The organism is Streptomyces sp. NPDC090994 (genome assembly GCF_044768905.1).
GTDB lineage: Bacteria > Actinomycetota > Actinomycetes > Streptomycetales > Streptomycetaceae > Streptomyces.
Map to the genome: position 1 here is coordinate 1 of NZ_JBIVWS010000030.1, position 14984 is coordinate 14984.

Genomic DNA, 14984 nt, shown 5'->3' on the forward strand with positions numbered 1-14984 from the left:
CCACCACCGATATATACAGTGTTTTAAACCTTCTTTCCAAACTTCCCGCTATCCCTAACTACCCGGGGCGGCAATTGTCCCCCGCCCCGGGGGCCCGGGGGGGGCGGGCCCCCCCCCCCCGGGCCCCGCCACCCCACCCCGCCCCACCCCTCTGCACCACCCCCGTCGTGAGGAGTCCCCGTGGCCATCTCGGTCTTCGACCTGTTCTCGGTCGGCATCGGGCCGTCGAGTTCGCACACGGTCGGCCCGATGCGCGCGGCCCGCATCTTCGCCCGCCGCCTGGGCAACGAGCAGCTCCTCGGCTCCGTCGCCTCCGTCCGGGCCGAGCTGTACGGCTCCCTCGGCGCGACCGGCCACGGCCACGGCACCCCCAAGGCCGTGCTGCTCGGCCTGGAGGGCGCGTCGCCGCGCACGGTGGACGTGGAGACGGCGGACGAGCGGGTCGCCGCGATCAAGGCGGACGGCCGGCTCCGTCTCCTGGGCGAGCACGAGATCCCGTTCGACTTCGACGCGGACCTGGTCCTGCACCGCCGCAAGGCGCTCCCGTACCACGCCAACGGCATGACGCTGTGGGCGTACGACGCCACGGGCACGGAGCTGCTGAGCAAGACGTACTACTCGGTCGGCGGCGGGTTCGTCGTCGACGAGGACGCCGTCGGCGCGGACCGCATCAAGCTCGACGACACGGTACTGAAGTACCCCTTCCGCACCGGCGACGAGCTGCTGCGCCTGACCCGGGAGACCGGACTGTCCATCTCCGCGCTGATGCTGGAGAACGAGCGTGCCTGGCGCACCGAGGAGGAGATCCGCGCGGGTCTGCTGGAGATCTGGCGGGTGATGCGGGAGTGCGTGGCCCGCGGCATGTCCCGCGAGGGCATCCTGCCCGGCGGCCTCAAGGTCCGCCGCCGCGCCGCGAACACCGCGCGCAAGCTGCGCTCCGAGGGCGACCCGAAGGCCCTGGCCATGGAGTGGATCACCCTCTACGCGATGGCGGTGAACGAGGAGAACGCGGCCGGCGGCCGGGTCGTCACCGCCCCCACCAACGGCGCCGCCGGCATCATCCCGGCGGTCCTGCACTACTACCTCGACTTCGTCCCCGGCGCCGACGAGGAGGGCGTGGTCCGCTTCCTGCTCGCGGCCGGCGCGATCGGCATGCTGTTCAAGGAGAACGCCTCCATCTCCGGCGCCGAGGTCGGCTGCCAGGGCGAGGTCGGCTCGGCCTGCTCGATGGCGGCGGGCGCGCTGGCGGAGGTGCTGGGCGGCAGCCCGGAGCAGGTGGAGAACGCCGCCGAGATCGGCATGGAGCACAACCTCGGCCTCACCTGCGACCCGGTGGGCGGCCTGGTCCAGATCCCGTGCATCGAGCGCAACGGCATGGCCGCGGTGAAGGCGGTCACCGCCGCCCGGATGGCGATGCGCGGCGACGGCAGCCACAAGGTGTCCCTGGACAAGGTCATCAAGACCATGAAGGAGACCGGCGCCGACATGTCGGTCAAGTACAAGGAGACGGCGCGGGGCGGGCTCGCGGTGAACATCATCGAGTGCTAGGGAATAGGCCCTGACCAGCTGGTTCCAGCTGGTTCTTGATTGTTAACGCTACAACAGTTAGCGTGTTAACCATGGACGGCATGCGGCGGGAAAGCACCTTGGAGCTGATGCGGTGGGTTGTGTGGGCGCAGCGGCGCACCGCTGATGACTGGATCCGGGAACGCGGCCTCACGCACGAGCAGAGTGCCGTGCTGGCGTACCTGTCGAAGAACCCGGAGGCCATTCAGCGTGACGTCGCGCGGGCCATGCGCACCAGCGCGCCGAGCGTCTCGCGGCTCCTGGCCGGACTGGAGCGGCGCGGACTCGTGCGGCGCCAGACGCAGGAGGACGACACGCGCAGCCGTCGGGTGCTTGTCACTCCGGCGGGCTCCGAACTGATCCAGGGTTTCGAAGAGGCCATGGACCGTGTCGAGGAGTCGATCCTCGCGCCGCTGGGCGCCGCAGGGCGGGCGCGGCTCCATGAATTGCTGGAACAGCTCGCCTCCCGGATCGAGCCACCCAGCTCTCCCTGACCCCGCTCCACCGCTCCGCACGGCGGCCGGAGCCTCGCGGCCGGGCCGCCGGTTCATTCACCAGCAGCAAGGAACGCACGTATGACTCAGATCGCGATCATCGGCGCCGGTCTTGCGGGACTGACACTGGCACGGACCCTGGCGGTTCATGGAATCCCGTCCACGGTGTACGAGGCGGAGGCGTCCGCCCGGGCCCGGGGCCAAGGCGGCGAGCTCGACATCCACGACTACAACGGACAGCACGGGATCCGTGCCGCCGGTCTGATGGACGGCTTCCGATCCCTCGTCCTCGAAGGCCGCCAGGCGTCCCGCGACGTGGCACCTGACGGCACCATACTGGCGGACCGGCCCGACGACCCCGCCGGAGGCCGCCCCGAGGTGCAGCGTGGGGAGCTGCGGCAGTTGCTGCTGGATTCCCTGCCCGCCGGCACAGTCGTCTGGGACCACAGGGCACGCAGCGTTCGGACCCTCGCTGACGGCCGTCACGAAGTGACCTTCGCCAACGGATCGACGATGGTCACCGACATCCTCGTCGGTGCCGACGGTGCCTGGTCGAAGGTCCGGCCGCTGCTCTCCGACGCCACGCCCGCTTATGCCGGACGCTCGATGGTCGAGACGTACCTGTACGAGAGCGACACCCGGCACCCTGCCACCCTGGCGCTGGTCGGCGGCGGGTCGATGACCGCCTACGACGAAACCACCGGCGTCGGTCTTGGCGTGCAGCGCGAGCGCGCGGACACCTTGCACTCCTACGCCATGTTCGACCAGCCGCTCGACTGGTTCGACGGCATCGACTTCACAGACGGCCCTGCTGCCGCCCGCACCGTCGCGGCGATGTTCGAGGGGTGGGCGCCGGAACTCGTCGCCCTGGTCGCGGACAGCGACATCCCGCCGGTCTTCCGCCCCTTGTACGGGCTGCCCATCGGACACCGCTGGGAACACGTACCCGGGGTCACACTCATCGGAGACGCCGCCCACCTGGCACCGCCGGACGGCGAAGGAGCGAACTGGGCGCTCTTCGACGCAGGCCAGCTCGGTAACGCCATCGCCGAACAGCCCAAGGACATCGACGCGGCCATCCGCGCCTACGAAGCCGCGCTCTTCCCGCGGAACATCGACACCGCAACCGCCGCCGCAGCCTACTACCCCGGCTTCGAACCCCACTGACCACAGCAACCAGACAGGGCTGGACGCAACGGAGGCGTTGGACGTGGCGGCGGGTGATCAGACAGGCGGCGAGGCCGAGGGCGGCTGCGTGATCGCGGTGGGGTGGGGTGGCGGGCTAGGGCAGGCGGTACGAGTCCGCCGTGAGCGGGCTGCCACCCCGTCGGGGACTGCCGCCCTGCGGCATCGGTCCGGTTCGTCCGTCCGCTCGCGCCGCCGATCCCGCCGCGGCACCGTGCCGAACGCATCGGCAACGAGCCCCCCATGAGGTATCTCCGGAAGGCAAGGCGCACCATGAAGTTCAGGTCCACCATCGCCGGCGCGTTCGCCGCTCCGTCCGTCGCCGGTGGTGCCGCCGGGACCGCGCAGGCGGCCGACGAGAACCACGACCGCTCCGAGACCGGCACCGAGAAGGAGACCGTTCTGGTGCGCGTGGTCGGCGACGCGCTCTCCCGCTGACCACCGTCCCGGCACGGCCGGCGAACGGAACGTTTCGTAGATGACCCGCGGATGAACAACAATCGGAGGATCGCGGCACCGCTCGCGACGCGCCACCCCCACTCGTCACCCTGGGCACCCTGTCACTGCGTGCATGGCCGGGAGTCCGGGGGGTCCTGCGATGAACGAACAAGTGGAACAGTGGATCGCGATTCTGAGTGTCGCCTTCCCCGTCGGGGCGTTCCTGTGGGAATTCGCCGTCGTCGGCCGCAAACGGCTCGGCTACCGGGTGCAGATGGACACCCTGGCCGCCGACGTGACCGGCAAACCGTACGCCGACGTGCTGGGGGACATGCAGCACAACGGCACGGAGCTGAAGGATCCCTCGTTCGTCCTGCTGCGCGTCGAGAACGCCGGGTCGGCCAAGATCGTCCCTGAGGACTACCTGGCCGACCCCAACGACGCCTACGGCATCAAGGTCACCTTCCGCAACCGCCGGGTCGCGGCCGTGGTCCTCACCGATCCGAGCCAGGCGGAGATCCCCGACTTCTTCTTCCGGCAGGAGACGGCCGACAACAACGTCGTCACCACCGTCGCCAAGGACGGCTTCCGCCGTGACAACAACGAAGCCGAGCGCACGGGCGTGGTCCGGCTGCCGAAGGTGACGCTGCCCCGGGGGTCCGAGTACAAGGTGCTCGTCGTGCTGGAGCGCTGGGCCGGCGACGACAGCACCGACAAGTTCCCCAAGCCCGAGGTCACCGGCACCGACGGGGAGGGCCGCTGGTACGACACCCTGCAGAGGTTCTTCCGGCTGCAGGCGACCAGGACCGAGAGCCATGTCTTCGCCTCCCGGCCCGCCTGGTGGCTCATCTGGATACTGATCGCGGGCGTCGGCCTCCAGGCCTGCTTCACGCTCCTGTGGCGCGACGACCGGCGGCCCCCGCTGGACTGTGTCAAGGGCACCCTCGACCTGCACGGTTCCACCGCCTTCGAGCCGGCCGTGCGGGCCGCCGCCGAGGACTTCCTCAGGCGCTGCGACGGGGCCGGCCTGACCATCCCGCTCGGGGACGACATCTTCGAGGGCAGCACCGAGGGGGTCTCCGCCCTGGACCGGGCCGGCGAGAACGCCAAGGTCGAGGTCGGCAAGGGGCTCGGCACCCACATCACCTTCACCGACGGTCTGGCATCCACGGGCCACCCCCGGCTGGTCCCCCGGCCCATCGCCATCTCCGTGTTCACCATCGTCGTCAACAAGGCGGCGGGCGTGGAGAACCTGTCGCAGACCCAGATCCGCGACATCTTCGCCGGCCGGGTGACCAACTGGAACCAGGTCGGCGGCAAGGACGTGCCCGTCCACCTGATCAACCGCGGCTCCGGCTCGGGCACCCGCAGCACCCTCGTCGCCAAGGTCCTCAGGGGCAAGGAGCCGCCCCAGTTCACCGTGACCGACTGCGCGTCCCTCGATCCGGACCGGTACGGCCGCTGCGAGAGCAACGACCCGGACGTCCTGCTGGACGAGGCCGCCTCGATGCGGGGGGCCATCAGCTACAGCGAGGCCGCGAAGGTCGACGGACACGAGGACGCCGACCGGTTCGTCAAGCTGAAGATCGACGGCAAGGAGCCGACGGCGGAAGGCGTCGAGGACACCGACTACCCCTTCTGGCAGACCGAGTACGCCTACACCTACGGCGATGCTCCGGCCGGCTCGCCGGCGGCGGCCTTCCTGAACTTCCTCACCCAGCAGAGCGGCCGCGACATACTGCACGAACACGGCCACGGCCTGTGCTCCGAAGCGGAGAACACCGGCGAGTGCCGTCCGGTCTGACCCGGCCGCCCTTCCCCAGGCGCCTGGCGTCCGACGCTCAGGCGTCTTACATGCTGATATGCGCTTTCCAGAACATAAGACGCCTGAGATCGTTGAGGCACCAGTACTTTCGCACGTGAAAGACCGAGACATGCCCGCACCAGCAACCGGCCCGGCCCAGACACCCGTCAACCCGCGCTCCCGCGTCCTGATCGCCAGCCTCATGGGCACGACGATCGAGTTCTACGACTTCTACATCTACGCGACCGCGGCGGTCCTGGTCTTCCCCAAGCTCTTCTTCCCGAGCAGCGACCCGACCACGGCCCTGCTCTCCTCCTTCGCGGTCTTCGGCGCCGCGATGGTGGCCCGTCCGGTCGGCGCCGTCTTCTTCGGGCACCTCGGGGACCGGCTCGGCCGCAAGAAGACGCTGGTGGTCTCGCTGCTCACCATGGGCATCGCCACGTTCCTGATCGGCGTACTGCCCACGTACGCGCAGGCCGGCTGGGTCGCCACCGCGCTGCTCGTGCTGATGCGGCTCGCGCAGGGCTTCGCGCTCGGCGGCGAGTGGAGCGGCGCCGCGCTGGTCGCCACCGAGAACGCGCCGCGCGGCAAGCGCGCCCTGTACGGCACCTTCCCGCAGCTGGGCGCCCCGCTCGGCTTCATCATCGGCAACGGCCTGTTCCTGATCATCGGGGCGCTGCTGCCGTCCTCGGCGGGCGCCGACCCCACCCAGCCCTCCGAAGCCTTCGCGAGCTGGGGCTGGCGCATCCCGTTCCTGTTCTCCGCCGTGATGGTCGCGATCGGCCTGTGGGTGCGCTCCCGGCTGGTGGAGTCGGCGGTGTTCGCCAGGACGCGGGAGTCCGGCAAGGTCCGCAAGCTGCCGCTGGCCACGGTCGTCCAGGGCCACTGGAAGCAGCTGATCCTGGGCACCTTCATCATGCTGGCGACGTACGTGCTCTTCTACCTGATGACCACGTTCTCGCTCAGCTACGGCCGCACCGCGAAGGACGCCGCCGTCCCCGGCCTCGGTTACAGCTACACGACCTTCGTGCTGATGATGATCTTCGGGGTGCTGTTCTTCGCCGCGTTCACGCTGATCTCCGGCCCGCTCGCCGACAAGTACGGCCGCCGCTCCACCCTGATCTGGATCACCGCCGCGATCGTCGTCTTCGGCCTGGTCTGGGTCCCGCTGATCGGCCTGGGCACGCTCGGCGTCGTCCTGTGGCTGGTCCTCGGCTTCACGCTGATGGGCATGACCTTCGGCCCGATGGGCGCGCTGCTGCCGGAACTCTTCCCGACCAGCGTGCGCTACACCGGCTCCGGCATCTCGTACAACGTCAGCTCGATCCTCGGCGCGGCCGTCGCCCCGTTCATCGCGGTGGCGCTGTGGGAGGCCGGGGACGGCTCGCCGTGGCTGGTCGGCGTCTACCTCTCCTCGATGGCCGTCCTGACCCTGATCGCGCTGCTGCTCGGCAAGGAGACGAAGAACGTCTCCCTGGACGAGGGGAACGGCGCCGAGACCCCCGCGCCCGCCGGCGACGCGCACGCCCCGGCGACCTCCCCCGCCGCCTGACTCGGACCGGCGTTCACCATCGCGGAAGCCGCGCCTCCACGCGCCCGGCGTACCGCGGTGGATCGCGGGCATAAACAACTCCCGACCCCACGCACTTGGACCACACAAGGCACCTGAGGGAGTCCTCATGCTGCGCGGCATCGACGTGAGCGCCTACCAGTCCGACACCTACGACACGGACGGCCTCTCCTTCGTCTTCGTCAAGGCGACGGAGGGCCGTTCGTACACCAATCCCAAGCTGTCGGCCCAGACCAAACGGGCCCGCGACGCCGGTCTCGTCGTCGGCTTCTACCACTTCCTGTGGCCGGGCAACCTCACCGCCCAGGCCGAGTACTTCGTCTCCAAGGCCCCCGACAGAGCCGGTGACATCCTCGCCGTCGACTGGGAGACCACGGGCGACGGCACCCACGCGAGCAACTCCGAGAAGGACCGCTTCATCAAGAAGCTGAAGGAGTTGCGGCCGGACAATCGGATCATCCTGTATTGCAACCGGAACTTCTGGCTGACCGTCGACACCACGTCCTACGCGGGCGACGGCCTGTGGATCGCCGACTACGTCTCCGCGGGCAAGCCGCGCATCCAGGCCACGTGGCGCTTCCACCAGTACACGTCCGACCCGCTGGACAAGAACGTGGCCGACTTCGAGAGCAAGGCGGCGCTGAAGAAGTGGGCGGACGGGGCCTGACCCGGCCGGGCCGGTGTCAGCCCCGGTACTCCGCCGGACGTTCCGCGGACGCCTCCGCCAGCGCCTTCCTGACCGCCTCGGCGTCCCCGCGCAGCCCGTACACCGGCGTTCCCGGCTGCTGGCGCCAGGAGTCGTCGATGCCGCCCGCGTCGACCGTGTCGAACCCCAGTTCCTCGACCAGGGCACGGACCTTCGCCTTGGCCGCCGCGTCGTCGCCTGCCACCGGGAGGGCCATGCGGTCGGGGGCACCGGCCGGGCGGGCGCGGTCCAGGATGTCCTGGGCGTAGGTGCCGTTGAAGACCTTGACGACCGGGTGGCCGAGCTGCTGTTCCGTCCAGCGGCTCTCGGTGCGGCCCTCGTCCTCGATACCGGCGATACGGCCGTCGCGCTGCCGCGGGTAGTAGTTGCCGGTGTCGATGACCGCCAGGCCGTCCGCCGCCTCGTCGAACAGTCCGTCGGGGAGGTCGGGGACCGCCTTCAGCGGGACCGCGACCACCGCGATCTCGGCGCCGCGGGCCGCCTCCTCGACCGGGACGGGCGTCGCGCCGGTCTCCTCGGCGAGGGCGGTGAGGGTGTGCGGGCCGCGGGAGTTGGCGACGGACACCTCGTGACCGAGGGCGGTGAGCCGCCGGGTGAGGTTGCCGCCGATGTTGCCCGCGCCGATGATGCCGATCTTCATCGTTCGACTCGCCTGACCTTCCGGGTCGTGGATACGAGAACGCCGTCGGGCATCCGTAACCGGTCCGGTGGGCGGGCTATTCCTCCGTACGGCCGTCCGGGTGCCCCGGGCCGGACGGCTGCCCCGGCCCGAACGGATCCTCCAGCTCCGCCCGCAGGATGTCCGCCGCCGCCTCCGCCCGGCCCTCCTCGACCGCGCGGACCAGGGCCGCGTGGGCGGCGTCGCCGTGGGCGGGTTCGGTGGTGCGCAGGCCGGTGAGGGCGAGCAGGTCGACCAGGCCGTCCCGCAGTACGGGGGTGAACTCGGTGAACAGGTCGGCCAGCACGGGGTTGTGCGCCGCGGCGACCACCGCCGCGTGGAAGGCGATGTCGGCGTCGACGAAGGCCGCGTCGTCCGCGGTGGACGCGGCCCGGCGGCCGGCCAGCGCGGTGTGCAGGGCGGTGACGTCGTCGTCGGTGCGGCGGTGGGCCGCGAGCCGGGCGGCGTGCACCTCGACGGCCATGCGGACCTCGTAGACGTCCGTCACCGCGGCCCGCCGCAGCCGGGCCGGCCAGTCCTCGGCGGGCTCGGTGGCGATGACGAACACACCGGCGCCCTGCCGGGGCTGGACCAGCCCCGCGCCGGCCAGGGCGCGCAGTGCCTCCCGGACGGTGGAGCGGCCCACGCCGAGTTCCTTGGCGAGGGTGGTCTCGCCGGGCAGCCGGGTGCCCACCGGCCAGTGACCGCCGGTGATCTGCTCGCGCAGCCGGGCGGTGGCCTGTTCGACCAGGGGGCTGGGGCGGACGGCGCCTAGCGGCATGGGCTCACCAATCGACGGGCGGGAACGGGGGCGGGCAGGGTGTTCCCTGCCCGTCCCCCATTCTCACTCGCCTGCGAACCTGAGGTGTGGACAGCGCGTGCCGGTGTGACGTCGATGACCGCCGTCCCCACGGGGCACACGACCGGCCCGTCGGCGGCCCCGCCGTGGAAACCGCAGCCTCCCAGCCCTGCGCCCGGAGTTCGCGTCCGGCATGCAGGAGGTCACGGACGGCGGCGGGCACGAGGCCGACCCGAAGGCCAGGCCCACTGACGCACGGGGGCGTCCGCCCGGTCGCCGGACGGACGCCCCCCCGCACGTCACTTGTCGAGGAACGCCCAGAACTCGTCGAACGACAGCAGCTTGTCGCCGTCCAGGTCGCGGCTGTTGATGATCGCCTCCGCGACGGACTCGGTGACGTTCCAGTCGCCGCCCTGCGCCAGGGCGGTCTTGAACTCGGCCGGGGTGATGCGACCGTCGCCGTCCGCGTCGATCCGGTCGAACTGCTTGCGTGCTTCCTCGATGTCCGCCACCGATCCGCCCCTCATCTCGTGCTCTGGTCATACCGTGGTCGTCGTACTGACGCTGGTCAGATTAACGTTCCGGTCGTACGGCCGGTGCGGCGACCACCCATGCCGGGGCGGGCGTCAGTGCCAGGGCTCGTAGTGCGGGTTGCTCCGGCACTCGTCCATGATCTCGGTCTTGGTCTTCTTGTCGACGGGACAGACGCCGATGACGTACTGCCGGTCGACGCCGCCGGGGAAGGCGACCTCGACCTGCTCGGCCCACCGGTGGGTGTCACCGATGGTCTGGTTGACGTCGATGCCGCCGGGGGCGTCGATGTAGTAGTTCCAGCCGGACTTGTACCAGGTCTTGTAGAGGTCGTGGTCGTAGGTGGTCGACACGTACGGGGACGGCTGGTTGACCAGGACGTACTGCTCGATGTCGTACTGGCCGTCCACCACGTCCTTGGGGTGGAAGCCCTGCTCGAAGACGACGTCGGGGCCGCGGCCGTCGCTGCGGTAGAGGGTGCCGCAGGTGGTGCGCCAGGCGGGGGCGGGGGTGATGCGGTCGAGGTCGACGCGGCGGTCGGCGGCGGCCTTGAGCTTGTCGTCGAAGACGGGGCAGGAGGGAGCGGCAGCCTTGACGGCGGCCGGGGCCACGGCGGCGGTCCCCGCGGCGGTCTCGGGGACGGCGGCCGACGTGGCGAGGACGGCGGCGAGGGAGAGGGCGGCGGCGGTGGCGCGGCGGCGCAGTCGAGTGAGCATCATGGGCAGCAGGATCACGGCCCGGGGCGACCGGGCCGCGCACCATCACCCGTGGGTGGTGTGTCTCCCCAACTCGCCGCGCGCAGCGCGGAGATGGTGCTAGCGGTCCGCCACCCGCATCTCGAACCACGTCGTCTTGCCGCGCGGCAGCAGGTCGACGCCCCAGCGGTCGGCCAGCCTGTCGACGAGGAAGAGGCCCCGTCCGTTGATGTCCAGCGGCTGGACCGGTATCAGACAGGGAAGCCCCCGGGAGGGGTCGCGGACCTCGACGCGGAGCCAGCCGGGACGGCGGCGCATGCGCAGGCCGAAGACGCGGGCACCGGTGTGCCGTACGGCGTTGCCGACCAGTTCGGAGACGAGCAGGACGGCGTCCTCGGCGTGCTTGGGGCCCAGTTGCCACTGGCGCAGGACGACGACCTGGACGAGCCGGCGGGCGGTGGCCGCGGACTCCGGGCGGGAGGGCAGCGGAACCTCACCCTCCGTGGGATCCCCGAACAGCTCGATCGCCCTGAGCGCGTGTTCGTCCTCGACCGCCGGCGACCAGCGCGCAACGGTCGCACGTCCGGCTCCCCGTGGCTGCCCCGTGTCCTCCAGCCCCGCCATGCCCCCATCATGGCCGCCGACGGCACCCTCCGGGGCCGTTCCGGGGATTACGGGCCGGTGCGGGGCCGTGGACGCGGAGGGCTTTTGGCATATGCCAGCGGCACATCGAAAATCGAAAGTCACCCGGTGAGCTGGGCAGATGAATCGAGCGGCGCGGGCCGGCGGCCGCCGGTCCCCCGGCAGGCTCAAGGGTGCGTCGGGCCCGCCGTAAACCGCCCCAACGAGGGACTCCGGCCCTACGCCGCGTCAACAGCGCGCCGTTCAGGTGAACTTCGCCCTGCCCGGCCCTTCCTCGACGAAGCTGCGCATCCCGCGCTCCCGGTCCTCGGTGGCGAACAGGCCCGCGAACCAGTTCCGTTCGACGGCGAGGCCGGTGTCGAGGTCCGTCTCCAGTCCGGTGTCGACCGCCTCCTTCGCCGCGCGCAGGGCGATGGCGGGGCCCCGGGCCAGCCGGGCCGCCCAGGCGTGCGCCTGCTCGTGGACCTCGGCGGCCGGGACCACCCGGTCCACCAGGCCCAGCGCCAGCGCCTCGTCGGCCTTCACCTGGCGGCCGGTGAAGATCAGGTCCTTGGCCTTGGACGGGCCGATCAGCCGGGACAGCCGCTGGGTGCCGCCGGCGCCCGGGATCAGGCCGAGCAGGATCTCGGGCTGGCCCAGCCTGGCGTCGTCGGCGGCGATGCGGTAGTCGGCGCAGAGGGCGAGTTCGCAGCCGCCGCCGAGCGCGTAGCCGGTGACGGCCGCGACCACCGGCTTGGGGATGCGGGCGACGGCCGTGAAGGAGTCCTGGAGGGCCCGGGCCCGCAGCACCATCGCCGCGTGGTCCATCGCCCGCATCTCCTTGATGTCCGCGCCCGCCGCGAACACCTTCTCGCCGCCGTAGAGCACGACGGCCCGCACGTCGGTGCGGGCCGTGGCCTGTTCGGCGAGTTCCTTCAGCCGGTCCTGGGTGGCGGTGTCCAGCGCGTTCATCGGCGGACGGTCCAGACGCAGCGTGCCGACGCCGTCGGCGACTTCGAGATGTACGGTCATGCCCCGCAGGTTAACGGGGACTAACGGCGTCGGATAAGGCTCACGCCGTCCACTTCTCCCAGTCCATGTTCCAGCCGTTGTAGCCGTTGTCCGCGGCGACGGTGGCGTCATCGGAGTTCTTGACGACGACCACGTCACCGATCATCGAGTTGGCGAAGAACCAGGCGCCCGGCGCGTTCTCGTCCCAGCCGCCCTGGGTGTCGCGCAGGCCGACGCAGCCGTGGCTGGCGTTGCGGTTGCCGAAGGCGTCGCCGCCCCAGTAGTTGCCGTGGATGAAGGTGCCGGAGGTGGTCAGCCGCATGGCGTGCGGGACGTCCTTGATGTCGTACTCGCCGCCGTAGCCGACCGTCTCGCCGTTCATCCGGGTCACCGAGAGCTTCTCGCTGATGACCATCTGGCCGTTCCAGGTCTCGTAGCCCGGGGCGCCGGTGGTGACGGGGATGGTCTTGACGGTCTTGCCGTCGCGCTGCACCTTCATGGTGAGCTTCTTGGCGTCGACCACGGAGACCTGGTTGCGGCCGATGGTGAAGGAGACCTTCTTGGCCTGCTCGCCGTAGACGCCGTCGCGGCCCTCGACGCCGTCCAGGTTCAGGTCGACGGTGACCTTGGTGCCGGCCTTCCAGTACTTCTCGGGGCGGAAGTCGATGCGGTCGTTGCCGAACCAGTGGCCCTCGACGTCGACGGCGGGCTCGGTCTTGATGCGGATGGCCTTCTCGACGTCCTCGGGGTTGGTGATGCCCCGGGTGAAGCGGATCGAGAACGGCATCCCGACGCCGACCTTCGAGCCGTCCTCCGGCGTGAAGGTGCCGATGAACGTGTTCTTCGGCGTCAGGGTGGTGAAGCGGGAGTCCTCGGCGGCGGTGCGGCCCTCGGAGTCCTTGGCGACCGCGTGCACCGAGTACGCGGTGGAGGCGGCCAGGTGGGAGGACGGCGTCCAGGTGGCGCCGTCCCCGGATATCTCGCCGTCGACCTTCTTCCCGTCACCGTCCTTCACCACGACCTCGGTGAGCTTGCCCTTGGCCACCCCGACCTTCAGCGCTCCGCTGGTGTCGACGGCCTTGGCGCCGTTGGCGGGCGCGATGCTGACGACGGCCTCGGACTGCGCGCTCTGCGCGGCCTTCGACTCCTCCGCCTTCGCGTCGCCGGACCCCGAGTCCGATCCTCCCCCGCCGCACGCGGTCACCGCCAGCAGCAGCGACCCGACGGCCAGCGCCGACAGCCTCCGGCCGATCCGCCCCCGTGCCGAAGCCCCCGATATCGGACGCACGTTCAAGTTGTTCTCCCCTCGCCGGGCCTGGTCCGGCCCGCACCCCAGGTGCGCCTGCGCGCACCGGCGCATCGTAACCGCAGGCCAGCGGGGGTTTGGAGGGGTCGATTGTCACTGTTGTGTACCGAGTCGGCCCCGCCCGGTTTCCGCACCGGGACGGCCGGGCGCTGGAGCACCGCGTCCGGTCCGGTGGATCGCCGCGATCCGGCCCGGGGGATCACCGCGTCCGGTCCGGCGGATCACCGCGTTCCGGCCCGGGGGATCACCGCGTCCGGCCCGGCGGATCACCGCGTCCGGTCCGGTGAATCACCGCGTCCGGCCCGGTGGATCACCGCACCGCGCTCCCCTCCCGCCACGCCTTCCAGCTCATGTTCCAGCCGCCGAGCCCGTTGTCCGGGGCGACCGTGCGGTCCTTGCTGCGCACCACCTCGATGACGTCGCCGACGAGGGTGCGGTCGAAGAACCAGCCCGCCGGGGTGTCCGCCCCGCCGCCCTTGACGTCCTTGAGGCCGACGCAGCCGTGACTGACGTTGGTCCTGCCGAAGACGTCGTCCGGCGCCCAGTAGTTGCCGTGCAGGAAGGTGCCGGACTCGGTCAGCCGCATGGCGTGCGGGACGTCCGGGATGTCGTACTCGCCGCCGAAACCGACCGTGCGGCCGTCCATCCGGGTGACGTCGAGCATCTCGGTGACCACCATCTTGCCGTTGTACGTGGTGGTCTTCGCGGCGCCCGCCGTGATGGGCACGGTGGTGAGCAGTTCGCCGTCGCGCCGCACCTGCATGGTCTTGCCGGCCGCGTCCACCACCGAGACCTGGCTGCGGCCGACGGTGAAGGTGACCGTCTTGTGCTGGAGCCCGTACACCCCGGGCGCGCCCTCGACGTCGCGCAGCCTGAGGTCGACGGTGACCTCGGTGCCGGGCTTCCAGTAGTGCCGGGGGCGGAAGTCGAGGCGGTCCCGGCCGAACCAGTGCGGGCGGATCTCGACGGCCGGCTCGGCGCTCACCCGTACGGCCCGCTCGACGGCGGCGCGGTCGGTGATCTCCCGGTTGAACTCCAGCGAGACGATCATGCCGGTGCCGACCGTGGAGCGGTTCTCGGGGGCGACGTACCCGATGAACCGCTCCTCGGGGACGTACGTCGTGAAGCTCGCGTGCCGGGCCGAGCGGCGGCCGGCGTCGTCCACGGCGACGGCGTCGACCGTGTACTTCGCGGCGAGCGCGAGGCGCCCCTCGTCGGGTTCCCAGCGCCGTCCGTCGGCGGAGATCCGGCCCGGCACCGGGGTGTCCCGCGCGTCCTGCGACTTGACCACCCGGACCGACTCCAGCCTCCCCTCCGGCACCCGGACCGACAGCTTCCGTCCGGGCCGTACGCCCTTGTCGCCGTGGTCCGGGGAGACGCGGATGCCCTCGCCGGGGGCCCCCGGCTTGCCGAACATCCCGCCCAGCCCGGTCCCGCCCGAGGTGCAGCCGGCGGCTCCGGCCAGCAGTCCTGCCCATGTCAGTACGGCGGCCAGCGCGGCCCCCGCGCGCCGTGCGCGCCCGTGTACGTGCCTCACATCCACCCGTAACGACCGGCCGGCCCTGGGGAAACGTGAGTGCGAGCCATGCTCTGGGCAGAA

15 protein-coding genes are annotated in these 14984 nt (G+C 71.0%); 7 read left to right on the plus strand and 8 right to left on the minus strand.

Annotation, left to right across the window (positions count from 1 at the left end; genetic code table 11):
- Positions 1-180: 180 nt before the first annotated feature.
- The 7 genes from ACIQR3_RS34585 (at position 181) to ACIQR3_RS34615 (ending at position 7724) form a co-directional block, all read left to right on the plus strand.
- The gene (locus ACIQR3_RS34585; protein ID WP_403545031.1) at positions 181-1548 is read left to right on the plus strand and encodes an L-serine ammonia-lyase; all 1368 of its coding nucleotides are present in this window, start codon (positions 181-183) and stop codon (positions 1546-1548) included.
- A gap of 71 nt (positions 1549-1619) precedes the next feature.
- Positions 1620-2060 (plus strand): MarR family winged helix-turn-helix transcriptional regulator, encoded by a 441-nt coding sequence (locus ACIQR3_RS34590; protein WP_403545033.1) that lies wholly within the window; start codon positions 1620-1622, stop codon positions 2058-2060.
- Between the two features lie 81 nt (positions 2061-2141).
- Positions 2142-3227: an FAD-dependent oxidoreductase gene (locus ACIQR3_RS34595; RefSeq protein WP_403545035.1), complete on the plus strand. Its 1086-nt coding sequence runs from the start codon at positions 2142-2144 to the stop codon at positions 3225-3227.
- Between the two features lie 291 nt (positions 3228-3518).
- Entirely contained in the window at positions 3519-3683 is a 165-nt protein-coding gene (locus tag ACIQR3_RS34600; protein ID WP_403545037.1) for a hypothetical protein, read from the plus strand.
- Between the two features lie 160 nt (positions 3684-3843).
- Complete coding sequence (locus ACIQR3_RS34605; protein WP_403545038.1) at positions 3844-5487, plus strand: substrate-binding domain-containing protein; 1644 nt, start codon at positions 3844-3846, stop codon at positions 5485-5487.
- Positions 5488-5617: 130 nt separating this feature from the next.
- Positions 5618-7039 carry an MFS transporter gene (locus ACIQR3_RS34610; protein ID WP_403545040.1) on the plus strand — a complete coding sequence of 474 codons (1422 nt, stop codon included), beginning with the start codon at positions 5618-5620 and terminating at the stop codon, positions 7037-7039.
- Positions 7040-7166: 127 nt separating this feature from the next.
- Positions 7167-7724 carry a glycoside hydrolase family 25 protein gene (locus ACIQR3_RS34615; protein WP_403545042.1) on the plus strand — a complete coding sequence of 186 codons (558 nt, stop codon included), beginning with the start codon at positions 7167-7169 and terminating at the stop codon, positions 7722-7724.
- 16 nt (positions 7725-7740) lie between these two features.
- On the opposite strand, the gene ACIQR3_RS34620 is transcribed toward ACIQR3_RS34615, so the two are convergent.
- The 8 genes from ACIQR3_RS34620 to ACIQR3_RS34655 form a co-directional block, all read right to left on the minus strand.
- Positions 7741-8436, minus strand: a complete 696-nt coding sequence (locus ACIQR3_RS34620; RefSeq protein WP_403545121.1) for an NADPH-dependent F420 reductase — start codon at positions 8434-8436, stop codon at positions 7741-7743.
- A 43-nt stretch (positions 8437-8479) separates the two neighbouring features.
- Positions 8480-9202 (minus strand): FadR/GntR family transcriptional regulator, encoded by a 723-nt coding sequence (locus ACIQR3_RS34625; RefSeq protein WP_403545044.1) that lies wholly within the window; start codon positions 9200-9202, stop codon positions 8480-8482.
- Positions 9203-9519: 317 nt separating this feature from the next.
- Positions 9520-9732: an EF-hand domain-containing protein gene (locus tag ACIQR3_RS34630; RefSeq protein ID WP_403545046.1), complete on the minus strand. Its 213-nt coding sequence runs from the start codon at positions 9730-9732 to the stop codon at positions 9520-9522.
- 114 nt (positions 9733-9846) lie between these two features.
- Positions 9847-10470, minus strand: a complete 624-nt coding sequence (locus ACIQR3_RS34635; RefSeq protein ID WP_403545048.1) for an ADP-ribosyltransferase — start codon at positions 10468-10470, stop codon at positions 9847-9849.
- A 96-nt stretch (positions 10471-10566) separates the two neighbouring features.
- A complete protein-coding gene (locus ACIQR3_RS34640; RefSeq protein WP_403545049.1) occupies positions 10567-11070 on the minus strand; it encodes an ATP-binding protein in 504 nt (167 codons plus the stop codon).
- A gap of 261 nt (positions 11071-11331) precedes the next feature.
- A complete protein-coding gene (locus ACIQR3_RS34645) occupies positions 11332-12099 on the minus strand; it encodes an enoyl-CoA hydratase/isomerase family protein (protein WP_403545051.1) in 768 nt (255 codons plus the stop codon).
- A gap of 40 nt (positions 12100-12139) precedes the next feature.
- Positions 12140-13372 (minus strand): Ig-like domain-containing protein, encoded by a 1233-nt coding sequence (locus ACIQR3_RS34650; RefSeq protein ID WP_403545053.1) that lies wholly within the window; start codon positions 13370-13372, stop codon positions 12140-12142.
- 322 nt (positions 13373-13694) lie between these two features.
- Positions 13695-14921: an Ig-like domain-containing protein gene (locus ACIQR3_RS34655; protein WP_403545055.1), complete on the minus strand. Its 1227-nt coding sequence runs from the start codon at positions 14919-14921 to the stop codon at positions 13695-13697.
- Between the last annotated feature and the right edge of the window lie 63 nt (positions 14922-14984).